General features: G+C 63.6%; 33 protein-coding genes and 1 riboswitch. Of the genes, 19 read left to right on the plus strand and 14 right to left on the minus strand.

The genetic code is table 11. The annotated features are described in order from the left end of the window. From moaD to LCM4576_RS28780, 7 genes are all read left to right on the plus strand, one after another. Window positions 1-258 (plus strand): molybdopterin converting factor subunit 1, encoded by a 258-nt coding sequence (gene moaD, locus LCM4576_RS28750; protein WP_071035781.1) that lies wholly within the window; start codon window positions 1-3, stop codon window positions 256-258. Window position 259: 1 nt separating this feature from the next. Next, on the plus strand, window positions 260-736 hold the full coding sequence (locus tag LCM4576_RS28755; RefSeq protein ID WP_071035782.1) for a molybdenum cofactor biosynthesis protein MoaE: 477 nt from the start codon (window positions 260-262) through the stop codon (window positions 734-736). Window positions 737-925: 189 nt separating this feature from the next. Further along, entirely contained in the window at window positions 926-1,339 is a 414-nt protein-coding gene (locus LCM4576_RS28760; protein WP_083354914.1) for a YbaY family lipoprotein, read from the plus strand. Window positions 1,340-1,550: 211 nt separating this feature from the next. Further along, window positions 1,551-1,820, plus strand: a complete 270-nt coding sequence (locus tag LCM4576_RS28765; protein WP_041010778.1) for a hypothetical protein — start codon at window positions 1,551-1,553, stop codon at window positions 1,818-1,820. Between the two features lie 206 nt (window positions 1,821-2,026). Then, a riboswitch (Fluoride riboswitch) is annotated at window positions 2,027-2,088 on the plus strand. 97 nt (window positions 2,089-2,185) lie between these two features. Continuing rightward, entirely contained in the window at window positions 2,186-2,620 is a 435-nt protein-coding gene (gene crcB / locus LCM4576_RS28770) for a fluoride efflux transporter CrcB (protein WP_071035783.1), read from the plus strand. A gap of 3 nt (window positions 2,621-2,623) precedes the next feature. Next, the gene (crcB, locus tag LCM4576_RS28775; RefSeq protein WP_071035784.1) at window positions 2,624-3,046 is read left to right on the plus strand and encodes a fluoride efflux transporter CrcB; all 423 of its coding nucleotides are present in this window, start codon (window positions 2,624-2,626) and stop codon (window positions 3,044-3,046) included. Window positions 3,047-3,077: 31 nt separating this feature from the next. Continuing rightward, window positions 3,078-3,422, plus strand: coding sequence for a DUF190 domain-containing protein (locus LCM4576_RS28780; RefSeq protein ID WP_040984734.1), 345 nt, complete (start codon window positions 3,078-3,080; stop codon window positions 3,420-3,422). On the opposite strand, the gene LCM4576_RS28785 is transcribed toward LCM4576_RS28780, so the two are convergent. Together LCM4576_RS28785 and ndk are read right to left on the minus strand one after the other, a co-directional pair. Then, window positions 3,397-3,645 (minus strand): hypothetical protein, encoded by a 249-nt coding sequence (locus tag LCM4576_RS28785; protein ID WP_131803310.1) that lies wholly within the window; start codon window positions 3,643-3,645, stop codon window positions 3,397-3,399. The genes LCM4576_RS28780 and LCM4576_RS28785 overlap by 26 nt on opposite strands. A 173-nt stretch (window positions 3,646-3,818) precedes the next feature. After that, window positions 3,819-4,241, minus strand: coding sequence for a nucleoside-diphosphate kinase (gene ndk, locus LCM4576_RS28790; protein ID WP_071035786.1), 423 nt, complete (start codon window positions 4,239-4,241; stop codon window positions 3,819-3,821). A gap of 192 nt (window positions 4,242-4,433) precedes the next feature. On the opposite strand from ndk, the gene LCM4576_RS28795 reads away from it, so the two are divergent. Continuing rightward, window positions 4,434-4,658 carry a hypothetical protein gene (locus LCM4576_RS28795; RefSeq protein WP_071035787.1) on the plus strand — a complete coding sequence of 75 codons (225 nt, stop codon included), beginning with the start codon at window positions 4,434-4,436 and terminating at the stop codon, window positions 4,656-4,658. Here the strand turns inward: LCM4576_RS28795 and LCM4576_RS28800 are convergent. Both LCM4576_RS28800 and LCM4576_RS28805 read right to left on the minus strand, forming a co-directional pair. Further along, complete coding sequence (locus LCM4576_RS28800; protein ID WP_071035924.1) at window positions 4,655-4,951, minus strand: DUF1905 domain-containing protein; 297 nt, start codon at window positions 4,949-4,951, stop codon at window positions 4,655-4,657. The two genes, LCM4576_RS28795 and LCM4576_RS28800, sit on opposite strands and share 4 nt — an antisense overlap. A gap of 22 nt (window positions 4,952-4,973) precedes the next feature. After that, entirely contained in the window at window positions 4,974-5,666 is a 693-nt protein-coding gene (locus LCM4576_RS28805) for a glutathione S-transferase family protein (protein WP_071035788.1), read from the minus strand. Window positions 5,667-5,720: 54 nt separating this feature from the next. Between LCM4576_RS28805 and LCM4576_RS28810 the strand changes: the two genes are divergently transcribed. The 3 genes from LCM4576_RS28810 (at window position 5,721) to LCM4576_RS28820 (ending at window position 8,170) form a co-directional block, all read left to right on the plus strand. Next, window positions 5,721-6,230, plus strand: a complete 510-nt coding sequence (locus tag LCM4576_RS28810) for a DinB family protein (protein ID WP_071035789.1) — start codon at window positions 5,721-5,723, stop codon at window positions 6,228-6,230. Between the two features lie 267 nt (window positions 6,231-6,497). Then, complete coding sequence (locus tag LCM4576_RS36630; RefSeq protein ID WP_071035925.1) at window positions 6,498-7,115, plus strand: hypothetical protein; 618 nt, start codon at window positions 6,498-6,500, stop codon at window positions 7,113-7,115. Window positions 7,116-7,384: 269 nt separating this feature from the next. Then, window positions 7,385-8,170 carry a GGDEF domain-containing protein gene (locus LCM4576_RS28820; RefSeq protein ID WP_071035790.1) on the plus strand — a complete coding sequence of 262 codons (786 nt, stop codon included), beginning with the start codon at window positions 7,385-7,387 and terminating at the stop codon, window positions 8,168-8,170. A gap of 33 nt (window positions 8,171-8,203) precedes the next feature. Here LCM4576_RS28820 and LCM4576_RS37590 read toward each other — a convergent pair whose 3' ends face one another. The 4 genes from LCM4576_RS37590 to LCM4576_RS36950 all read right to left on the minus strand — a co-directional run bounded on the left by LCM4576_RS37590 (window position 8,204) and on the right by LCM4576_RS36950 (window position 11,510). Next, window positions 8,204-8,332 carry a hypothetical protein gene (locus LCM4576_RS37590; RefSeq protein WP_274534988.1) on the minus strand — a complete coding sequence of 43 codons (129 nt, stop codon included), beginning with the start codon at window positions 8,330-8,332 and terminating at the stop codon, window positions 8,204-8,206. Window positions 8,333-8,585: 253 nt separating this feature from the next. Then, window positions 8,586-8,888: a DUF982 domain-containing protein gene (locus LCM4576_RS28825; RefSeq protein ID WP_071035791.1), complete on the minus strand. Its 303-nt coding sequence runs from the start codon at window positions 8,886-8,888 to the stop codon at window positions 8,586-8,588. A gap of 252 nt (window positions 8,889-9,140) precedes the next feature. After that, window positions 9,141-11,222 (minus strand): ATP-dependent helicase, encoded by a 2,082-nt coding sequence (locus LCM4576_RS28830; RefSeq protein WP_071035792.1) that lies wholly within the window; start codon window positions 11,220-11,222, stop codon window positions 9,141-9,143. A gap of 120 nt (window positions 11,223-11,342) precedes the next feature. Then, entirely contained in the window at window positions 11,343-11,510 is a 168-nt protein-coding gene (locus LCM4576_RS36950; protein WP_198540329.1) for a hypothetical protein, read from the minus strand. 151 nt (window positions 11,511-11,661) lie between these two features. Between LCM4576_RS36950 and LCM4576_RS28835 the strand changes: the two genes are divergently transcribed. Beyond that, window positions 11,662-11,844: a hypothetical protein gene (locus LCM4576_RS28835; RefSeq protein ID WP_040984755.1), complete on the plus strand. Its 183-nt coding sequence runs from the start codon at window positions 11,662-11,664 to the stop codon at window positions 11,842-11,844. A 328-nt stretch (window positions 11,845-12,172) separates the two neighbouring features. On the opposite strand, the gene LCM4576_RS28840 is transcribed toward LCM4576_RS28835, so the two are convergent. Beyond that, window positions 12,173-13,141: a LysR substrate-binding domain-containing protein gene (locus tag LCM4576_RS28840; protein WP_071035793.1), complete on the minus strand. Its 969-nt coding sequence runs from the start codon at window positions 13,139-13,141 to the stop codon at window positions 12,173-12,175. Window positions 13,142-13,254: 113 nt separating this feature from the next. Here LCM4576_RS28840 and LCM4576_RS36955 point away from each other — a divergent pair, with 113 nt between their 5' ends. The 6 genes from LCM4576_RS36955 to LCM4576_RS28865 all read left to right on the plus strand — a co-directional run bounded on the left by LCM4576_RS36955 (window position 13,255) and on the right by LCM4576_RS28865 (window position 16,519). Beyond that, window positions 13,255-14,088, plus strand: a complete 834-nt coding sequence (locus LCM4576_RS36955) for a hypothetical protein (RefSeq protein ID WP_040984759.1) — start codon at window positions 13,255-13,257, stop codon at window positions 14,086-14,088. Next, window positions 14,088-15,212 (plus strand): DMT family transporter, encoded by a 1,125-nt coding sequence (locus LCM4576_RS28850; protein WP_083354913.1) that lies wholly within the window; start codon window positions 14,088-14,090, stop codon window positions 15,210-15,212. The genes LCM4576_RS36955 and LCM4576_RS28850 overlap by 1 nt, the downstream gene beginning before the upstream one ends. After that, window positions 15,190-15,414 (plus strand): hypothetical protein, encoded by a 225-nt coding sequence (locus tag LCM4576_RS28855; protein ID WP_244508478.1) that lies wholly within the window; start codon window positions 15,190-15,192, stop codon window positions 15,412-15,414. The genes LCM4576_RS28850 and LCM4576_RS28855 overlap by 23 nt, the downstream gene beginning before the upstream one ends. Before the next feature lie 29 nt (window positions 15,415-15,443). Next, window positions 15,444-15,581: a hypothetical protein gene (locus LCM4576_RS36635; RefSeq protein WP_157900519.1), complete on the plus strand. Its 138-nt coding sequence runs from the start codon at window positions 15,444-15,446 to the stop codon at window positions 15,579-15,581. 188 nt (window positions 15,582-15,769) lie between these two features. Beyond that, window positions 15,770-16,210 (plus strand): MucR family transcriptional regulator, encoded by a 441-nt coding sequence (locus tag LCM4576_RS28860; protein WP_040984823.1) that lies wholly within the window; start codon window positions 15,770-15,772, stop codon window positions 16,208-16,210. Window positions 16,211-16,213: 3 nt separating this feature from the next. After that, window positions 16,214-16,519, plus strand: a complete 306-nt coding sequence (locus LCM4576_RS28865; RefSeq protein ID WP_071035794.1) for a hypothetical protein — start codon at window positions 16,214-16,216, stop codon at window positions 16,517-16,519. Between the two features lie 100 nt (window positions 16,520-16,619). On the opposite strand, the gene LCM4576_RS36405 is transcribed toward LCM4576_RS28865, so the two are convergent. The 4 genes from LCM4576_RS36405 to LCM4576_RS28875 all read right to left on the minus strand — a co-directional run bounded on the left by LCM4576_RS36405 (window position 16,620) and on the right by LCM4576_RS28875 (window position 18,297). Next, window positions 16,620-16,820, minus strand: a complete 201-nt coding sequence (locus tag LCM4576_RS36405) for a hypothetical protein (RefSeq protein ID WP_131803312.1) — start codon at window positions 16,818-16,820, stop codon at window positions 16,620-16,622. Window positions 16,821-16,895: 75 nt separating this feature from the next. Further along, the gene (locus LCM4576_RS36410) at window positions 16,896-17,090 is read right to left on the minus strand and encodes a hypothetical protein (protein WP_131803313.1); all 195 of its coding nucleotides are present in this window, start codon (window positions 17,088-17,090) and stop codon (window positions 16,896-16,898) included. A gap of 31 nt (window positions 17,091-17,121) precedes the next feature. Beyond that, window positions 17,122-17,847: a lysozyme inhibitor LprI family protein gene (locus LCM4576_RS28870; protein WP_071035795.1), complete on the minus strand. Its 726-nt coding sequence runs from the start codon at window positions 17,845-17,847 to the stop codon at window positions 17,122-17,124. 204 nt (window positions 17,848-18,051) lie between these two features. Next, window positions 18,052-18,297: a hypothetical protein gene (locus LCM4576_RS28875; protein WP_041010790.1), complete on the minus strand. Its 246-nt coding sequence runs from the start codon at window positions 18,295-18,297 to the stop codon at window positions 18,052-18,054. A 105-nt stretch (window positions 18,298-18,402) separates the two neighbouring features. On the opposite strand from LCM4576_RS28875, the gene LCM4576_RS28880 reads away from it, so the two are divergent. Next, a complete protein-coding gene (locus LCM4576_RS28880) occupies window positions 18,403-20,280 on the plus strand; it encodes an ABC-F family ATP-binding cassette domain-containing protein (protein WP_071035796.1) in 1,878 nt (625 codons plus the stop codon). A gap of 38 nt (window positions 20,281-20,318) precedes the next feature. Here LCM4576_RS28880 and LCM4576_RS28885 read toward each other — a convergent pair whose 3' ends face one another. Beyond that, window positions 20,319-21,635: an LLM class flavin-dependent oxidoreductase gene (locus LCM4576_RS28885; RefSeq protein ID WP_071035797.1), complete on the minus strand. Its 1,317-nt coding sequence runs from the start codon at window positions 21,633-21,635 to the stop codon at window positions 20,319-20,321. Between the last annotated feature and the right edge of the window lie 4 nt (window positions 21,636-21,639).

Consider the following 21,639-nt stretch of genomic DNA (forward strand, 5'->3'; position numbering starts at 1 on the left):
ATGTCCACGAAGCTCATCTATTTCGCCTGGGTACGCGAGCGGATCGRCAAGCCGGAAGAGGATGTCGACTTGCCTTCCGGCATCGAGACGGTCGCCGACCTGCTGCGCTGGCTGAAGTCGCGCGGCGAGGAGTATGAGAACGCGCTGCGGTATCCGGACGTCATCCGCGTCGCCATCAACCAGGAACATGTCGGCCACCGCGAGAAGATCGCCGGCGCGCGCGAGATCGCGCTGTTTCCGCCGATGACCGGGGGCTGAGATGGCCGGCGTTGTGYCCGCCATCCGCATCCAGCGCGAGGACTTTGACATCGCCGCCGAGATCGCCGGCCTGACCGTCGGCAGGACCGATATAGGCGCCGTGGTCACTTTTTCCGGCCTTTGCCGTGACGAGCAGGGCGCGCTGTCGGCGCTCGAGCTGGAGCACTATCCCGGCATGGCGGAGGCCGAGATCGGCCGCATCGCCGCCGAGGCGACTGAGCGCTGGCCGCTGCAGGGGCTCACCGTCATCCATCGGCATGGCAAGATAGCGCCGGGCGAGAACATCGTGCTGGTGGTCGCGGCCTCGTCGCACCGGCAGGCGGCCTTCGAAGCTGCGAATTTCCTGATGGATTATCTGAAGTCGCGCGCCCCCTTCTGGAAGAAGGAACATCGCGCCGACGGCACCGAGGGCGGCTGGGTAGAGGCCAAGGAAGCCGACGATCGCGCGGCGGACCGCTGGAAGAAACAGGGCGAATAATGCATGTCGCCCAGAAGTGTGCAGCGGTTCTGGGGCAACGACATGCATCAAAAAATGCATGTCGCCCAGAAGTGCGCAGCGGTTCCGGGGCAACGACATGCATCAGAAAAAACTCCCGTTCGGCCAWCGAACGACCGCAATCCTTCCCAAGCCTGCCGGTTGGTTTGATTTGCTTGGCGGAGCAGGGTCATGCTGGACCGCATCGCGGAGTTCTTCATCTTCGGGCTGGTGCCGCTGGTCGTCGGCGTGCTTGCCGTGCCGGAAGTGACCGAGGCCGGCGAGAAGACGATCGCGGGCGAGGTGACCTATCGCGAGCGCATCGCCTTGCCGCCGGATGCCGTGCTCATGATCGAGCTCGCCGATGTCTCGCTGGCCGATGCGCCGGCGACCGTGATCGCCAAGCGCAGGATAGCGCCCACCGGCCAGGTGCCGATCAAGTTCGACATCGGCTTCGATCCCGAGGCGATCCAGAAGGACCGGACCTACGCTCTGCAGGCGCGCATCACGGTCGGCGAACGGTTGATGTTCATCACCGACACAAGCCGCCAGCTCGATCCGCTGGCCGGGAAGCCGCAGACGGTGCTGCTGAAAATGGCGCGCTGACGTCGCGCGCCGGCTCGACCGCGCGAAGCTTGCCATCGCAGAAAAGGACAGCCGCATCTTTTCACCCTGGAAACTGTGTTCGCCGGAATAAACCGGCGGCGCCAAGCGTTGACTTATGCAGATGGCGGGCAGGCAAAGGGACGAACGTCCCTTCACTCAAACCGCCAGGCCGAATGCGCAGGATCGATCTGGCACTCAATGGAGACCAGATATGAAGAAGCACACGCTCATTCTCGCAGTCACAGGCGTATCGCTGATTGCCTTCGCCGGTTTCGCCCGCGCGGACGACCATCTGTTCAATGCCACGCAGCATGGCCTCAGCCCCGACAGCCAGCCCTTCCAGACCAACAAGGCCGGCCATAGCGGCGACCTTGCGCCTGGACAGGGCAGTCCGTTTACCGGCGAGGAGACGAAGACGCCGTCCACTGACACCGAGGCGGCGAACGCCCACGCGAATGTGAAAGACCGTCAAGCCAAATGATCTTTTGCCCGCCGGGAGGGGCGGCGGGCTTTTTGAGTGGTTCCAGGAAAAGCGAGACCCGGTTTTTCGTCCGGAAATAAAGCGACAGAACGGGTTCGCCGTTTCCACGAAACGGTGAAGCATCCCACAGGCCGACCCGTCTCGACGGTTCCGCCTTCATTCAGCCACGTAGCAATTGACCGCGCCGCCGCGACTGCCTAGGCTCGTTCGAAAATGGGGATGGGGTTCCCCCGAAACCGCCCTTGTGGCTGATGACTCCTGCCAGGCGTGCTCTTGCGCGGCAGGATTTGTTTTCCCGCTCGTATCATGCCTGATTTCGTGAAGTGATTCCGGTGCGGAATCGCGTTTGGAAAGGCATTGAAGCGATGACCCTTGCGGCTTGCGCCCTGGTCCTGATCGGCGGTTTCCTCGGCGGCGTTTGCCGCTTTTTCCTGTCCGGCGTGGTCGGCCGCGGCGTCGGCGAGACCTTTCCCTGGGGCACGCTGGCGGTCAACGTCTCCGGCGCCCTTGCCATCGGCGCCTTCGCYGGCGCGGCGCGGTCCGTCGGCGGCATCTTCGCCAGCGATCTCGTCCGCGACCTCGTCGTCGTCGGCCTGTTCGGCGGCTATACGACCGTGTCGTCCTTCTGCCTGCAGACGCTGAACCTCGGGCTCGACGGCGAAGGGCGGCTCGCCGCCTTCAACGTCGTCGCTTCGGCGGCGCTGTGCGTGCTGTTCGTCGCCCTCGGCTTTTGGGCGGTGGTCTGGGTGGTTGGTTCAACCACCTGGGTGGTTGGTTCAGCCACCGGGGCTGCGGGCTGAGCGATGGTGGACAGGCAGACGGCGATGCGGCTTTATCTGGCGGTCGGCTGTGGCGCCGCTGTGGGTTCCCTGACCCRCTTCCTGTCGGGCTACGTCATCGTCTCGCTGCTCGGCCTGAACGCGCTTTGGTCAACCGCTTTCGTCAATGTCGTCGGCTCGTGGGTCATCATGGCCTTCGCCACGATGACCGGGCCGGACGGCCGTCTGATGGTCAGCCAGGCTGCCCGCAATTTCGTCATGGCCGGCTTTTGCGGCGGGCTCACCACGTTTTCGGCAATGAGCCTCGATACCTTCCTCCTGCTGTYTCAGGGCGACTGGCCGCTGGCCGCGACCTATCTCATCAGTGTCGTCGGGCTGTCGCTGGCCGCCGCATGGCTGGGCTATCTCATGGCGTCCAGGCTCAATCGTTTGCCGGTCGAAAGGTGATCGGGCTAAAAGAGATCAGGGAGAAGAGAAGATGGAACTTCCCGCGCAATGCGCGCTGCTCAGGATCTTCTTCGGCGAGGACGACAGGGCCGCTGACGGCAAGCCGCTGCACGAGGCGATCGTCATCAAGGCGCGCGAGGCGGGCATGGCCGGCGCCACGGTGCTGAGAGGTCCGCTCGGCTTCGGCCGTTCCAGCGTGCTTCACACCGCCAAGATCCTGCGCTTGTCGCAGGATCTGCCGATCGTCGTCGAGATCGTCGACGCGCCGGAGAAGATCGATGCGCTGATCCCGGAGATCAAGGCGCTGACCAAGACAAAGAGCTGCCTGATCACCAGGGAGAAGGTCGAGGTCATCCGCTACGGCGACGGGGACTGAACCCGCCGTCTTCCGTCACCCCGCCACRAAGCCGGCGGCCGATCGTCCCTTCGTCGAAGATACCGGCGGAAAAGAGCTTCATGGCCTCTATCGCCAAGTCCGACGCCTCGGGACTCCCTATGACGATGCCGCGCTCCTCGCAGACCTCGTCATAGATGCGTTTTAGCAGGACGAGATCGTCCGGATAGGCAACGCCACTTTTAGAAACATGAGGCTTGATCATGCTTCCCTCCCTCTGTTCGAGCGGAGCGCGGTGGTCGCTCACAGCTGGCGACGCCCAGCGTAATTTCGTCGCCGACGTCATCGAACCTAGGGCAGACGGCGGATGCGACCACCCGTTTCGAAACAAAAACGGCCCGCTCGAGCGGGCCGTTCCGTAGAACTCGAGTTTGCGGCTCAGCCGACGATTTCGGTATCCGAGAACCAGTACTTGATCTCCTGCGCGGCGGTCTCCGGCGCGTCCGAGCCATGCACCGAGTTTTCGCCGATCGACAGCGCATGCACCTTGCGGATGGTGCCCTCGGCGGCATTGGCCGGGTTGGTGGCGCCCATCACTTCGCGGTTCTTGGCGATGGCGTTCTCGCCCTCCAGCACCTGCACGATGGTAGGCGCCGACGACATGAATTCCACCAGCTCGCCGAAGAAGKGACGATCCTTGTGGACAGCGTAGAAGCCTTCGGCCTCGCGGCGGCTCATCCATACGCGGCGCGATGCGACGACGCGCAGGCCGGCGTCTTCCAGCATCTTGGTGATGGCGCCCGTCAGGTTGCGCTTGGTCGCGTCCGGCTTGATCATGGAGAAGGTGCGTTCGATCGCCATAGGGTCGTCCTTGTTCTTGGGAATGGAAATTGGGGTGGCGGGCTCTATACAAGCCGCCCGGCGGCTTGCCAAGGGGAGGCGGGACAGGGGAGGCGGGTTCTGGTCAAGGCGAACCCTTTGCGGGATAATTAGGCGGCTGCGAATGTGCTTCGCACGGAAATCCGGGGCGTTGCGGCAGCGGAGCCCGAGGCGATGAACTGGCCTTATCTCAGGCGCGGCGATATCTGCGGCATCATTATCATGGCGGTGGTTCTTGCCGCGATCGTCTTGGTCGGACTGTTCTTTCCACGGCTCGGACAGCAGAATTTCGGCTTCGGCCCGGAATGGCAATGTATCCGGATGGAAAAGGGCGACCCGATCTGCGTCAAGCTGGTCGAGAAGGACGCGTCGACCAAGGAGCGCCGGAATAGACGCTAAAGCTCGATCTCGATGGTCAGGGTCGGCTTGTCGCCCGCCTTGAGATCTTCGCGCTGACGCACCGGGGACTTGACCGGTAACAGCAGGCTGCCGGATGCCTTGTCGGGAAAGAGCGATGTCTGCCACCTGGTCTTGCCGATCACTGCCGTGACGCCGAGCGAGCCCCAAGGGCGCGCCAGTCCCGTCATCGCCGCCTTGATCCGCGCCGCGACGTCCGTCGGCAGCGTCACGAAATGCCAACCGCCCTTGCCGGGGTAGACCCAAATCTCGGCCCGCATCTCATAGCGCAACATGGCAGTCCGGTGCTCGCCGCGTTCACGCCGCGGCCGCGACCTGCCGGCCGATCCCGCCATGCAGGTCGAGGCAGCGCTCGAACCAGCGCGCGATGCTGTCGCTGTCGTCGAGCAACTGGAAAGGCGAGGCAATGCGAGCCCATTGCAGCGCGCCGAAGACGATGTAGTCGGCAAACAGCGGCGAGGCGCCGCCGATGAAGGGCTGATAGGTGAGCGTCGAGCRCAGCGGCTCCAGCGCGGCGCGGAAGGCCGAGAGGCCGGCATCGCGATTGGCCACGACGTCTTCCAGCCGCTTGCCGTAGCGCCGTTCACGATCCTCGCGGAAGTAGCGGCCATTCGTCTCGTCCTGCATAGCATGCAGGTCGATCAGCGCCACCGTCGCGACATAAGGGTGGATGGTGAGTTGCGACCAGCGCTCTACGAAGCGCGCCGTCGCCTTGCCGCCTTCGCCGCCGAATAGCGTCGGCCGGTCCGGATAGGTTTCGTCGAGATAGAGCGCTATGGCGAAGGAATCGGCCACCACGCGCTCGCCGTCGCGGATCACCGGCACCGTCTTCGACACGCCGCCTTCCACCTTGGGCACGTCGAGGAAGCGCGTCGGCACCTTGGTCGCGGTAAGCCCCTTGTGGGCCAGCGCCATCTTCGTCTTCCAGCAATGCGGGCTGAACGGGCGTTCGGTGTCGCGGCCGACGAGGTCATAGAACAGAATGGTCATTGCGGTTCCTGCGGGTTACGAAGAGACGGGATTCGTTGCGAACCGGATGGAAGAATGAAACAGCATTTCATGATGTTTGCGGCTTACAATCAATGGGCCAACACGCGCATCTATGATGCCGCCGCCGATCTCGACGAAGAGGAACTCGGCCGCGACGTCGGCGCCTTCTTCGGCTCGATGCTCGGCACGCTCAACCATCTGCTCGTCACCGACCGCGTCTGGATGAAGCGCTTTACGGGCGAAGGTGATGCGCCCTCAAACCTTGCGGCGATCCTCTATCGCGCCTTCCCGGGCTTGYGTTTGGCGCGCGAGGCCGAGGACAGGAGGATCGTCGAGTGGGTGGGCGGCATGACCGACAAGGCGTTCGCCGGACGTTTTTCCTATATGACGACCGACATGCGCACCGTTTCGCAGCGGCTGGCGCCAGCGCTCAGCCATCTTTTCAACCACCAGACCCATCATCGCGGCCAGGCGCATATGTGCCTTACCGTGCTYGGCCGGCCCTCGGTGCCGCTCGACCTGATGCTGTTCCAGCGCTCGGAGGAAGGCCGCGCCTACGCCTGAGCGATCTGGCCGGAAACGCCTTCGGATCACGCGGCAATAGCTAGGCGAGTACGTGACGAAGAATTGTTTCAGACAGTTTTAAGAAAATACTAATACATTTTGGGCGGCAGAAAAAAGCAATAGCAAACCAAAACCCATTCTTGCGAATGGGTCGGCGAAACCGGGCGAAACCTTACGCGTAACTGATCCGTGTATTCAGCGCTTGTATGCAGGCGGTGCTTGCATACTGCAGTGCTGAATGTGCTGTCTTCGAAAAAGGAGAGTGTCATGCGCAGTATCGTTGAGAAAGCCGCCGCTACTCTGGCCTTTGGCACGATCGTCGCCATTTTGGCCATGCCTGCGAATGCGGCGGGTCTTGGTGTTGGGGCAGGCGCATCTGTCGGCGGATCCGGCGGCGTCAATGCTGGTGTTGGCGCGTCTGTCGGTGGTGGTGGCGGCATCAACGCCGGCCTTGGCGCCTCAGTCGGCGGTGGCGATGGCGTTAATGCCGGTCTTGGYGCGTCCGTCGGCGGGTCGAATGGCGTGAACGCCGGCGCGGCCGCATCGGCGGGYGGAGGGGGCGGTGTCGACGCGGACGYCACAGCGTCGATCGGCGGCTCCAGCGGCGTTGACGCGAATCTTGGCGCGAATGTCGGCGATACCGCCAACGCGATCCTTGGTCTCGGCATCGGTGATGATGCAGGCGTCACCGTCGGAAGGTTCTCCACCCTGGGCACGCCGAACACTCTCGGGACTCCGGACCGTGCTGCCATGAAGAGTGCGGTGGCTCAGATGTCCGGCACGAAACTGACCCGGATGAAGAAGCGTTGCGCCGACGTGCTCTCCAGCGAAGGAACGTATGACAAGGATCTCAGGATGCTCTGCCTGATGATTTCGCGCCGTTGACTTACTGTCGCAAGGCAACAGCCAACGTGAGTGTCTAACCGGCCGTGCGGCTCTGCGRCCTACCGCGTCRCCGGCTGCGGCCGGYGGCRYGCTGACGAGAAACTTCGGCCAGTCGGAGAGCCCGCCGCCTTTGGTGGCGGGCTTTCCGCTTGTCCCCACTGCGGGCGGATCGAGCGGCCTGTTAACCAGACTTGCATTGAAGCTAATGTATTAGGACTTCGTTTGCGCTCCCGCTGCACAATGGGCCCAACTGCAGTGGGRGCAATGCCATGCGCATCGATTTGTCCCCGACGAGTTGGGGCAGGGTCGTGGTGGTTACCGCCGCCGGCACTGCCTTTTTCATTGCCGCCGCGTTCTTCGTCGATTCCTTCAATTTCCCTTCGCTGTCGCCGCAGGCACTGCTGTGGGCGAAGCTCACGGACCTGTTCCTGCCGCTCGTCCTTGGTGGCTCCTTCCTGTTCTTCCTGATGTGGAAGATGYGCCAGCTCGCGATCGCCCAGAAGGAGCTCAGCATCGTCGCGGCGACCGACAGCTTGACGGCCGTCTTCAATCGCGGCGCCTTCTCGATGCTGGTGGAGGCCTATCTCGAACAGGYACGCAGCCACGACGTCGCCGACACCGGCGCGCTGCTGATCGTCGACGCCGACCATTTTAAATCGATCAACGACCGCCTCGGCCATGATTGCGGCGACCAGGCGCTGAAGCTGATCGCCAGCACGATCCAGGGGCAACTGCGCGGCGCCGACATTGTCGGCCGCATCGGCGGCGAGGAATTCGCGGTCTTCCTGCCGGGCGCCGACGCGACGCGCTCCTTCCTGGTCGCGGAATCGATCCGGCTGCGCATCCGCGAAGCCGAGTTTGCGCCCGGCGGCCAGCCATGGCCGCTCTCGGTCAGCATCGGCGGCATCGCCTTCAGGGGTCCAACCACCTACCACGACATGTTCCAGGTCGCCGACAAGCATCTCTACAAGGCGAAATCGGACGGACGCGACCAGGTGAGCTTCGAAAGCCCGCGCGGTTTGCCGTCGGCCGACATCGCCGGCACGGTCCACTGAACGGCTTCGCGGCGGGATTTGGCTGAACCGCTCTCAGCGGCGGCTGCTGTTGAGCAGCGGCCTATGCTGGCGGATCACCTGGCGCTCGACATCGAGATAGGGCCTGATCAGGCCCGCCACGGTCGGGGTCGGTTCCGGCTGATGCATCACGGCCGTCAGCATGTCGTGTTCGGTGAGCAGGCTCAGCCACTTCAGCGCTTCCCATTTGGGCGTTGCGCCGCCGCGCCCCGTGAGGCTGCGATTGATATAGCAGGATAGGAAAGCAGGCGCTTGCCACTGAGATGGCGGCCGAGCCGGCCGCGCCGATCGCCGAAGCTTCGCCGGCGGCCGCCAAACCGGAATGACGGTATGGAAATGCCTGCGATCCCGTGAACTGATATCCGGGGCCGGTTCCGTGAAAGGTAATGTCTTGTTGTCAGGCGGCGAAGCCAMCCTGGCCGCGCGCCACCGGCTTGACGGAGGCAATCGGCTGCTCCGAAGGCCAGAGCACGCCGGCCGTCACCGCGAAGGTGATCAGCGCGTCGCGCGCGGCCTCGGCCGAGATCCCTCCACTCCGCGCGGCCTCGCAGGCCTTCACCGCGGCGCCGTAGCTGAGGCGGCGACGCGACGGCGGAAACTCGGTCAGGAAGTCGTGCATGTCGAACAGCGAGGCGATCATGCGTTTGTGGCCGGCGCCGACGCTGAGGGCGACCGGGGTGAAGAACGTCCTGTCGTGCATTCGGACCTCGTTTGTTGGCCGCGGAGGCGCTGAGCCTCCGGTCTGGGGGAGGGACGCCACACAACGCGGCTTGCGGCGGGAGGTTCCGCGCATGCCGATTTTTCCGCATCGGACCTGGTCCGTCGTGTGAATCGGCTAGAGCAATTCCAGGAAAGTGTGAGCGGTTTTCCGCCCCGGAATTGCGTAAAAACAAAGGGATAGAGCGTTTCCCCGCTTCCGTGAAACGGTGAAACGCTCTAGAGGGCAGGCAGCCTATTTCCACATGCCGCGCATGCGGGCGCCGAGATCGACCTTGACGCCCGGCCTCTGGCGCGGGTCGTCCTTGAGCGCGGCGCTTGCCCAGGACGATTGCTCGAACGCCGAAAGCATCGAGGCGGGGATGAAACGGGTGCGCGAGGCATAGACATGGCGGTCGCCGCGCGCCGCCTGGTTGTGCGGGTAAAAGCGCTGCGGCACCACCAGATGCAGACTGTCCTTGGCCCTGGTCATCGCGACATAGAGCAGGCGCCGCTCTTCCTCGATGTCCTCCTTGGTGCCGACGCCGAGATCGGCGGGAATGCAGCCGTCTACCGTGTTGAGCACGAAGACGTTCTTCCATTCCTGGCCCTTGGCCGAGTGGATAGTCGACAGGATGAGGTAATCCTCGTCGCGATGCGGCGGCCCGGCCTGGTCGCTTGTGGCGTCGGGTGGATCGAGGGTGAGCTCAGTCAGGAAGCGCTCGCGCGACGGATAGGTCGATGCGATCTGCTCGAGCTGCAGAAGGTCGGCGCGGCGCGTGACCGCGTCCTCATGGATGCGCTCCATATGCGGCTCGTACCAGAGCCTGATCCGCTCCAGATCCGCCGGCCATTTGGCGCCGGCGCGTAAGCCGCTATAGATGTCGAGGAACACCGGCCAGTCCTGCGCGGCGCGCTGCGGTGGCCGGAAGCGAGCAAGGCCGAGCGCCTCRTCGAGCGACGTCGCCATGGCGTCCACGATCTGCGAGGCGGCGGACGGGCCGATCCCCGGCATCAGCTGCAGCACACGGAAACCGGCGACGMGGTCACGCGGGTTCTCGGCGAAGCGCAGCATCGCCAGCATGTCCTTCACATGCGCGGCGTCGAGGAATTTCAGGCCGCCGAACTTGACGAAGGGGATGTTGCGGCGTGTCAGCTCCACCTCCAGCGGTCCGCTGTGGCTAGAGGTGCGGAACAGCACCGCCTGCGCCTTCAGCGCAGTGYCGGCCTCGCGTTCGGCCAGGATCGCCTGGCAGACATAGTTGGCCTGCTCGGCCTCATCGCGCACGCTGACCAGTTGCGGCTTGTGCGAGGACCGGCGCTCGGTCCACAGATTCTTGGTGAAGCGCTCGCTCGCCTCGCCGATCACCCTGTTGGCGGCGGCCAGGATCGTCTCTGTCGAGCGGTAATTGCGCTCCAGCATGACGATCTCGGCGGGCCTTGCGAATTGTTTCGGAAAGTCGAGGATGTTGCGCACTTCTGCGGCGCGGAAGGAATAGATCGACTGCGCGTCGTCGCCCACCACGGTGAGCCCGGCGCCATCCGGTTTCAGCGCCAAAAGGATCGAGGCCTGCAGCCGGTTGGTGTCCTGGTATTCGTCGACCAGCACATGGTCGAAGCGGGAAGCGAGATGCGCGGCGATCTCGGGCTCGGCCGCCATCTGCGCCCAGTAGAGCAGGAGGTCGTCGTAATCGAGCACGTTCTGCGCCTGCTTGGCCTCGACGTAGGCCGCGAACAGCTCCTTGAGCTGGTCGGCCCATGCCGCGCACCAGGGGAAGGCGGAGCCCARCACTTCGCCAAGCGGCGCCTGCGCATTCACGGCCCGTGAATAGATCTGTAGGCAGGTGCCTTTGGTCGGGAAACGGCTTTCGGTTTTCGAGAATCCCAGCTCGTGCCGGGCAAGGTTCATCAGGTCGGCCGAATCCTCGCGATCATGGATGGTGAAGGCGGGATCGAGCCCGATCTGCTCGGCATAATCGCGCAACAGCCTTGCGCCGATGCCGTGGAACGTGCCTGCCCAGGCCAGTGCGTCGGCGATGACCGCCGCGTCACGGCCGAGCACCTCGCCGGCAATGCGCTCGACGCGCTTGGCCATCTCGGCCGCGGCGCGACGCGAGAAGGTCATCAAAAGGATGCGGCGCGGATCGGCGCCCTTGACGATGAGATGGGCGACGCGATGCGCCAGCGTGTTGGTCTTGCCCGAGCCGGCGCCGGCGATCACCAGCAGCGGCGTCGTCACCTTGCCGTCGCCATGCACGACCGCCAGCCGCTGCTCGTCATTCAGCCGGGCAAGATAGGCGGGCGTCTCGAAGGACGAATCATGGGCGGCGATGTTCATCGCCCATCAAGCATCGTTTCCGCTTTGTTCGCAATAATTTCCTCGCCCCGCGCGAGCGGGGAGAGGTGGCCGCGAAGCGGCCGGAGAGGGGATTACGCGGCTACCTTGCCCCCGAGGCAACTACCGCTTCGGTTCCACCCCCATCGCGGCCGACTGCCGCCGTAGCCTGCGCCTTTCGTCGCTCGGCATATCCAGCGGCGCGACGTTTCCCGGCACCTCGTCGATGATCCTCACGGCAACGCGATAGGCGGTGTAGGCAAAAAGGCCGGCAAGCAGAAGGCGGACCATGATCAGTTCCTCGTTGCGTTCGATTGGCTCGGGATTTCAACCGGACGCGGGCTTGTTGGTTCCCACCCGCCTACGCAACCACCGTCCACGCAACCAAACCGCTATCGCCTCGTTTGCCCTTCATGAAAGGGGCGAACGAGAGGAGGTCGTCATGAAGAAACTTCCTGTACTGCTGGCTCTCGCGGCAGGGCTCGTGCTCGCCGCCTGCGACAACAGCGTGCAGCCCACCAAGGCACCGGGCGATGAAGTCAACCGGAACCCTCAGGTCGACAAGAACCCGGTGCCGAAATCGACCACCGGCGGAGACCAGCAGGGTACAGCGCCGAAGCAATAGGGCAGGGGGCGGGTTCAATTGTTGTCGGCCTGAAACGAAGAAGGCCGGCGCTGCTTGGGAGGAAGCTGGGTAGCGCCGGCCAAGCGGGAAAATCRGGCCCGCCGCACGATCCAACATAGCTGAGTCTCGACGTTGCGTCATGGCGTGATCGCGGTAGCCGGCTATAAGCGGAAAGATCACTGAAAAATCCTGAAATCCGCCGGGGTCCGCCTTCGCGTGCCTTGGATGTCGTGTCTTGATGCACGAAGTGGCGACCGGTGCCGACGGTTGGGTACTGGAGGCGTCGAGCAAGAAGTGCRCCAACGCTGGTAGGCGGCAATCCTGGCTCTCACGCCAGCGCCGAGCGGYCCTGCTGTCCGCCGGCGATCTCGACGTCRAGTTGGCGTTGCGTCAGCGCCGCCTCGGCCATGATCCACTGCTTGAACAGCTCGACCTTGYGGGCGCCGAGCGCCTTGATGGGGCTGACGAAATACCAGCCCGCCGTGTTGGGATGGTGGACCGCGAAGGGCGCCACCAGCCTTTCGGCGCGGATGTCGCTTGCCATATAGGCTCGGTTGGCGACGGCAAAGCCCATTCCGGCATTCGCCGCCTCGTAGGACATCATGCAGCTATCGAAATAGACGCTCCTGGTTTCGCCAAGCACGAAGCTCGCGCCGGCGAAGCCCAGCCATGACTGCCAGTTCTGCGTGCAGGTATCGGAATGCAGCAGCGTGAAGTAGCGCAGGTCCTCCGGCACCACCTTCGACAGCGGCTTGTTGCCCAGCACCTCATGGAAGAGCTTGCGGCTGCACACCGGCGTCAGATCTTCCTTGAACAGCAGTTCCGACGTGAGGCCGGGAAAGTTGCCGTCGCCGTAACGGATTTCGAGATCGTATTCGGAATTCGAGAATTCATGCGTGGCGTAAGAGGTCGACACCCGCATCTCGATCTCGGGATATTGATGCTGGAAGGCCGAAAGCCGCGGAAACAGCCAGCGCGCCGCAAAAGTCGGCAGCACGCAGATGCGCAGCACATGCGCCTGCGACTGGCCGGTGGCCTCCATGCTGGCCGCCACGATGCGCTCCAGCGCCTCGCGCACGCGCGCGACATAGGTCTCGCCCTCCGGCGTCAGCGACACGGCGTTGCCGCCACGCTCGAAGATCTTGAAGCGAAGCTGATCCTCCAGGCTTTTCACGCGCTGGCTGACGGCGGAAGCGGTGATGAACTGCTCCTCGCCGGCGCGCGTGAAATTCCTGTGCCTCGCGGCGCTCTCCACGATTTTCAGCGAGTTGAGGTTGACCTGACTGAGCAGACGCACGGGGTTTTCGACCTTAAGCTGGGCTTACGCTACCACCAGCATTCCTAAATTTACAGGGGTAGGCGTTTAAATGACTGTTAACCAAGTGTTGCCCCCACCTTGGAGAAAGTAGAATGAACGCCCATACAATTCCCGAACTGCGCTGTGCAATGAGCCGCGAGGCCATCATTGGTCATGAGACGGCCTGGAAAGTGTCGACCTTCGGCGTCGCCCAGTATCGTCATGGTTACGACCCCGCTCTGCTTGCCGCGATCGAGGAAGCTGCCCTGAAGCTGAAAGCCAGCCATGCCGTGCATAAGCATCTCGACCTCACCTTCATCACCGGCGCCGACCGCTACATTCCGGAGATCAAGGAGCTTTTGCACGACAAACTGCGCCTGGAAAAGCTGTCCGACATGATGGGAACCAAGCTGGAGCCGTATCCGCTGTCGATCGTCGGCTCGACCGTCACCTTCATGAATCCCAAGGACGGCGCGGTCGAATGGCATTGCGATGGCGTTCCGGTGACCGAGCTCATTCCGCTGTCGATCAGCGAGCCGCTCATCGGCGGCCATCTCGAGATCTATTGCGACGATTCCGAAACCGGCCGCTCGATCCTGGAATCCGGCCGCGACCTGCCGCGCAACAAGATCATGCGCATCGACCACAAGATGAACTATGCCACGCTCGGCCAGTTCCTCGGCGTGCTCCACCGCACGGCGCCGATCCAGCTCGGCGAGCGCGTCACGTTGGTGCTCAACCAGCGTTCGGCGACCAAACCCTATGTCGACGACAACCGCATGTTCTACCTCGCCGCCGACAACGACCATGACCGTGCCTGGGTGAACGAACTGGCCGAGGATGTCTGGACCAACCAGTTGCCCGCCTACCGCCGCCATGCCGAAGAGCATCCCGTGCCGCAGCCCGCCGCGGAGCCCGTTGCCGGCGGGGCGAGGGAGTCGTGGTAATGAGCCACGATCCGGTCGAGCGTCAGCCGCCTTCAGTGTCGCTGCGCCTCGGGCCGGTCGTGCCGGAAAGCCAAAGCCGTTCCGGCGCCGCCCTCGGGGCGTCGCTGGCCTTCGCCCTCGGCGCCGTGGCGCTGTGGGCGACCAACGCCTTGGTCGGCAAGACGCTGCTTGCCGCCTATCCGGTGTCGCAGGTCCAGCTCCTGCAGTTTTGCGGCGCGGCTCTGGTCTTTGCGCTGATCCGGCTGATGAGCGCTTCTCCTTCTCCCCTTGTGGGAGAAGGTGGATCGGCGCGCAGCGCCGAGACGGATGAGGGGTGTTCCAGCGGAGTGAGACGTCGGCGTTCCCCGGAGCACCCCTCATCTGACCTCGCTTCGCGTGACCCCCTTCTCCCACAACGGGAGAAGGGAACGTCCGCGCTTGCCGCTTATACCGTCGGCTTCCTTGGCCTGGTCGGCACGATGGTGCTGCAATATATCGGCTTCGCCTCGATGCCGGTTATCGAAGCAAATCTCGTCGCCTATACTTGGCCGTTGATGACCGCCGCTGCGGTCATCGTGCTTGGCCGGCCGCGGCGTCCGCTGCTGCTCGGGCTGGCGGCGGCGCTTGGCTTTGTCGGCGTGGCGCTGGTGATTTCCGGCGGCCGCGCCCATTTTTGGTTCAACAGGGCCTGGTTCGAAGGTGGCAGCCTCGTCGGCTATCTCGCCGCCTTCGGCTCGGCGCTCTGCATGGCCTTCTACTCGCTCGCTGTCGGCCATCTTACCGTGTCGCCGGAGCGCCTGCTTTTGCCCTCGGCGCTGATCGGCGTCGCGCTCACCTTCGCCTGGTGTCTGCATGATGGCGTCGTGCGCCCGAGCGGCGCGCACCTTCTGCTCGGCCTTTATCTCGGCGCCGGCCCGATGGGGCTCGGCTACTATTTCTGGTCGCGCGCGGCAAAGCTCGACCATGGCGGCAGGATAGCGGTCGTCGCCTATCTGACGCCGATAGCTTCCACGTTTCTGCTGACGCTCTCGGGCGAAAGCCTGTCGATGACGGCGGTTGCCGGCGCCGTCCTCGTCATCGGCAGCTGCCTTGTGGTCGGGATCGAAGGTATGGAGACCAGGCATGATGTCCAAAATGGCCGTTGACGAGGACGAACGCCGCGCCAGGCAGGAGGCGCATTGGCTGGTCAGGGAGTTTGGCGCGGAGGCGCCGCTTTATGCGGCCATGAAGGCGGAAAAGGCCATCGAGCAGAAGGATTTCGGCCGCTGCGCGCGCTGGAAGCGCGTGCTGGAGATCCTCGCGGAGAAGCCGTCCTCGGAGCTCAGGCGCGGTGCCGCCGCCAGATAGCGATTTGCCGTGGGGCCGCCGAATCGCGCATGGTCAAGTATCCGGCCGGCGGGATCATGCTTGCCGTGCTGGAACTTGGCCTGAACTTCGATTTTTCAGCAACTTCCATCGCAAATCGAAGTGCTATAGCGCCTTTTGTGCATCCGGGCGCACCGCCGGTGCTATAAAAAGTTAGCTATAGCTATTAGAATTCCTAACTTGCGCGTCTCCAGCCCGCGTAGAAACATCACCCCTGTATTGAGTCTGGTAGCTTTACTGACTATGGACGGTCCGTTGGGGGACAGGTCCAATACGATACACCGACGAAAGTCTTAAAAACGCCTGGCGATTTGAGGGCCAGCAGAAGGTGAAAAAATTGTCCAACATCGACGACAAGACTGCAATCGAACTGACCGCCGACATTGTCTCGGCCTATGTCGGCAACAACCCGCTCCCTGCCTCTGGCCTGCCTGACCTGATCGCCAGCGTCAGCGCCTCGGTGCGCAAGCTCGCCAGCGATAGCGTTGTCAAGGAGGCGGTGGCGCTGACGCCAGCCGTCAACCCGAAGCGCTCGGTTTTCCCCGACCACATCGTGTGCCTCGAGGACGGAAAGAAGTTCAAGTCGTTGAAGCGCCACCTCGCGACCGATCACGGCCTGACGCCGGACGAATACCGCGCAAAATGGAGCTTGCCCGCCGACTATCCGATGGTGGCGCCGAGCTACTCGGCGACCCGCTCGGCGTTGGCCAAATCGTCCGGCCTTGGTCGCAAGCCGGCCGGCGACGCGGGCAAGGGCAAGCGCAAGGCCAAGGCCTGAGGCATGGTGGCTGCAACGGCCGACGTCGCGCCATTACCATGGCGCGACCATCTGGCTGTCCTCGGTGCGCTGCGCCGTGGCGTAGCCATCCAGTCCTCGGTGGATGCGGCCGACGGCATCAGGGCGCGGCGCATCCTGTTTTCGCTGGGCCAGCCGTCCGGCGATATGCTTGCCGCGCTCGACGCGCTTGACCGGTTCGAGCGCGCCATCGTCGAACGCGACGACCCGTCGACCATCGAAATGCGCAGGCGGAATTGCCTGGTCATTCTGGATCGCCTTGCAGCAAAAGGTCTGCCGCGCGCGAGCTAAAGCATGTCTCCCGAAAGTGGGAACCGGTTTCGGGATGAAGACATGCGTAAAATCAAAAACCTAAAGCGCATCGAGCGAATCCGAAAGATCCCGACGCGCTTTAGCGTCGGGCCTGAGACGGCTTGACCGGCCGGGTGCGTTTGGGATCCTGCTCGCCGGCAAGGCTCTCCGCCTCAACCGCTGTCATTTCAAGAAGATAGACAAGCATCTGATAGCGCGTGCGCGAAAGCATTTTCGCCAGCTTGCGCGTGATCTCCGCGACATATCTCAACGTTCGTAAATCGCTGGGCGCTCCATCCATCGTGAGCTCCTGACACGGCCAAGTTATTTGGGCCAAGTTACGGGGACCAAGTTATCGTTGGCGCCCACTCCCGACTCACGGCGCGTCTACAGATTTGCAGGTTTCCGATAAAACTGAAATCAATTTTTGATAAGCATCACGCTTGGCTCGTAAGATTTTGCCGTCCTTTTTTGGTGGCATCGTCGCTTGTACCGCCAATATTCCGACAAACCGGACTTGCGGTTGTCTTGCCGTGCCGCGTTGATCTTCCGCTGGGGCACGTTTGATCACCGCGGCACCTGTGGCGCGCGAGCCGCGCCGCTCAGCCTTTGTACGCAGAACAGAAGCCCGGCGGATTGTCCTTGCCGATCATGGCGCAGCCGCGCTTGATCTCGTCGATCATCATGCTGCAGGCATTCTGCCCGTTGCAGGGCGGATTGGTGGCCGGCGACACCTGGATGCACTGCGAGACGTACTGGTCCGACTTCGCCTTGCCGGCGGATTGCACGCATGGTCTCGTGTCGTTCTGGCTTGCCTGGGCAGGGGCGGGTTTCGCAGGCGCGGTCTTGGYCGTCGCAGGCGCGTTCTTCGTGGGGGCGGCATCGCCACCGCTTTGCGGTACGCAGGAGAGGTCGCCTTCGGGGCATTGCAGTTGGTGCTGCAACTGCGCCAGCCGTACCTTGGTCAACTCCGCCCTGCAGGTCTCGACCAKGGTCGAATACACCGAGCCATCGGCATAGGGCTTGGTGCGGAAGGCGCATTCCTTGTCGCGGAACGGGATCCAGGCGCGCTGCGCGTCRCGCAGGCGCTTCAGGTCGGCGGGAGCGAGGCGTCCCGCCAGCGCCTTGTAGACCGCGTTGAGCCCGACGTCCGCCGAAGCGGCATTCGCGGCCGTGCAGGTAGCAAGGTCGGCCTGCGTCTTGGCTGCCGCGCAGTCGATGGCTGCCGCACGGGCAGCGGGCGTGGTGAGAAGCATAGCCAGCCCAGCGGCGACTGCGAAAATCGCGACCGCCAGTGAGATCGAAAGGAGCGTGGTTTTGCCAGACATCTGATCTGCCCTCTGTTTGAATCGACCCRCCACTCGCGCCAGCATAGGTTGAGACAACAGCGGCGATCAACGCCAAACTTGTGACGTGGCAAGCAAAGTGTGACCGGGCKGGATCGGCGACGGCGAAGGAGCGAACAATCTCTCCTTGTGGTCCCCTTACGGGGAGATGCCCGGCGGGGCATCGCTGTCCTGACTCTCAGTCACTCAAGGGCGACGGGCCGGGATATTTCCGTTGTCGATTTGGATCAGCAGGTGCTCTGTCGCGTCCCCTTCCGGCCTGCCGGCCATCTCCCCCACAAGGGCGGAGATTGGCTGTGCCGGCGGCGCTCCGCCCATGGATTCGACTGGGATGGCGATTTGGGCATCCTCGAATAGAACCACCTGCGTCGCCAGAGCGGTTGTCGTGGCGACCTGGAAGAAAATGAAGGCGAGGGCGAGATAGCGGATCACGGGCCTCCAAACGCTTCGGCAGGCAAGTGGTTCCCTTATCGGGTTTCGCCGGCATCCGGGCGCTGGCACTTGCGAAGCGCCGATGTCCCGTGCAAAAGCGCGGCTATGCTTATCATCAACGACCTTACGCTGCGCATGGCGGGGCGGCTGCTTCTCGATCATGCCTCATTGACCTTGCCGGCCGGCACCAAGGCCGGCCTGGTCGGCCGYAACGGCACCGGCAAGACCACGCTGTTCAAGGCGATCACCGGCGATTTCCCTTCGGAGACCGGTTCGATCAGCCTRCCGAAGAACACGCGCATCGGCCAGGTGGCGCAGGAAGCGCCCGGAACCGAGGAGCCACTGATCGAGATCGTGCTGAAAGCCGATGTCGAGCGCCAGGCTCTGCTCGAAGAGGAAAAGACCGCGACCGACCCGCACCGCATCGCCGAGATCCACACGCGGTTGGCCGATATCGACGCCCATTCGGCCGAATCCCGCGCCGCCACCATCTTGGCCGGCCTCGGCTTCGATGATGCCGCGCAGAAGCGTCCGGCCTCTTCCTTCTCCGGCGGCTGGCGCATGCGCGTGGCTTTGGCCGCCGTGCTCTTCTCCGAGCCGGACCTTTTGCTGCTCGACGAGCCGACCAACTATCTCGACCTCGAAGGCACGCTGTGGCTGGAGAACTACGTCTCCAAATATCCGCACACGGTCTTGCTGATCTCGCACGACCGCGACCTGCTCAACCGCGCCGTCAATTCGATCGTCCATCTCGACCAGAAGAAGCTGACCTTCTGGCGCGGCGGCTACGATCAGTTCGAGCGCCAGCTCACCGAGCAGCGCGAGTTGCAGGAAAAGAGCCGCATCAAGCAGGAAGCGCAACGCAAGCACATGGAATCCTTCGTCGAGCGTTTTCGCRCCAAGGCTTCCAAGGCGAGACAGGCGCAGTCGCGCCTGAAGGCGCTGGAGAAGCTGAAGCCGATCGCGGCGGTGGTGAACGACACGGTGCGGCCTTTTTCCTTCCCGGAACCGGTGAAGACGGTGGCTTCGCCGATCGTGGCGCTGAACGGCGTCAATGTCGGCTACGCCGAGGGCAATCCGGTGTTGAAGAAGATGACGCTGCGCATCGATGCCGACGATCGCATCGCGTTGCTCGGCGCCAACGGCAACGGCAAGTCGACCTTCGCCAAATTGCTCGCCGGCCGGCTGAAGGCCGAGACCGGCTCCATGACGATCGCGCCGGGCCTGAAAGTGGCGATCTTCGCCCAGCACCAGCTCGACGATTTGCGTCCGGAGGAAAACGCCTACGAGCATGTGCGCCGGCTGATGCCCGACGCACCGGAAGCCAAGGTGCGCGCCCGCGTCGCCCAATTCGGCCTCTCGACCGAGAAGATGAACACCGCCGCGAAAGATCTGTCCGGCGGCGAGAAGGCGCGCCTGCTGATGGGCTTGTCGGCCTTCGAGGGACCCAACCTTTTCATCCTCGACGAGCCGACCAACCACCTCGACATCGACAGCCGTGAATCGCTGATCCATGCGTTGAACGACTTTCCGGGCGCCGTGATCCTGATCTCGCACGACCGGCACCTGCTCGAAGCCACCGCCGACCGGCTCTGGCTCGTCAAGGACGGCGCGGTCAATCCCTATGACGGCGACCTGGAGGACTACAAAACCCTGGTCACCGGCGTGTCGTCCAACCGGCGCGAACAGAAGGAAGCCGACAAGGCGTCCAAGGCCGACCGCCGCCGCGAGGCCGCCCAGCGCCGCGCCGCGCTCGAGCCTTTGGCCAAGGAAATCCGCGCCACCGAGGCGCTGATGGACCGCATCCGCAAACGCATCGACCTGATCGAGGACGAGCTCGCCAATCCGGCCGTCTACGAAAAGGACCCCTCGACCGCGACGCGGCTCGCCAAGGAGCGCTCGCAGCTGGCGCACACGCTGGCGGTGAACGAGGACAAGTGGCTGACCATGTCGGCGGAATATGRGGAAGGGATCGCGGAGTAAGCGTCATGCCTCCCGCGCGGGGAGGGCACGCGGTCGCATCAGTCGTTCAGCAAGTTTTCGCGCAGCATCGTGCCCGGATACTCCGTTCGATAGCGTCCACGCCTTTGCAGTTCGGGAACGACGAGGTCGACGAATTCCTCGAAGCAGCCGGGTGTGTAGGTGGCGATCAGCATGAAGCCGTCGGCGCCGCCATCGTCCATGAACTCCTCCAGCCTATCGGCGWTGTCGGCAGGCGTGCCGACCAGCACGGGCATTCCCATGCCCTGCGCGTAGATGATGGCGGCGTCGCGGATCGTTACCGGGGCGCCGTCGCGTGCGTAGAGGATCGATTCGAACAGGCCCTGGATACCGGGGACCTCGATGTCCTGGATCAGGTCGTCCAGATCGAATGTCGAGAAGTCGARACCGAAATGGCCCGACATCCAGGCCAGCGCGCCCTCGGGAGGAATGCACGCCAGGATCCGTTCATACTTGGCCTGCGCCTCCTCCCGTGTTTCCGCAACGACTGTCTGGACACCATAGATGAGACGTACGCTGCCATGCGGGCGATTGAAGCGCTCGCTGACGCGGGTATTGAGATCGTCGCTGTATTGGCGCATGCGGGCGACAGTCGGCAGCACCGCAAAGATCGCCTCGGCATGCTTTGCCGCGAAATCGCGGCCGCGGTCGGACGAGCCCGCCTGCCACAGCACCGGYTGGCCCTGCGGCGACGGCGCTACGAAATGGCGGCCGCGCGACCGGAAGAATGTGCCTTCGTGCACCACCTCGTGTACTTTGGAAGGGTCGGCGTAGACGCCGCTTTCCTTGTCGGCGATGATCGCGTCCAGCTCCCAGGAGTTCCATAGCTTGTAGCAAAGCTCCATGTACTCATCGAGCCGCTCGTATCGGTGGCTGCGATCGGTCATCTCGGCTCCATACGCCTCCCACTCGCTCTTCGAATAGGACGAGACGATGTTCCAGGCGATGCGGCCGTTGGAAAGATGGTCGAGGCTCGAAAGCCTGCGGCACATCGAGTAGGGGTGCTCGAAGGCGGTCGACAAGGTGACGCCGACGCCGAGATGCGTGGTCGCCGAGGTGATGATTGGCGCGATGGTCGACGGTTCATGCGTCGGGAACTGCACCGCGTATTTCACGATCGGATCGGATGAATTCGCGTGGGTGTTGTAAGGCGCCAGCTCGTCGGCGATGAACATCGCGTCGAACAGGCCGCGCTCCATGGTCCGGGCCATGTGCTGCCAGTATTCGGGGCGCGCATAGTTCCAGCCGACTTTGTCTTTCGGGTGGCGCCACATGCCGGTTGCGTGGCTGTTCACGCCATGCTGAATGAAGCCGAGCAGATGTGCTTTCTTTGCCATTGAC

The organism is Mesorhizobium sp. LCM 4576 (assembly GCF_001854815.1).
GTDB classification, from domain to species: Bacteria; Pseudomonadota; Alphaproteobacteria; order Rhizobiales; family Rhizobiaceae; genus Mesorhizobium; species Mesorhizobium plurifarium.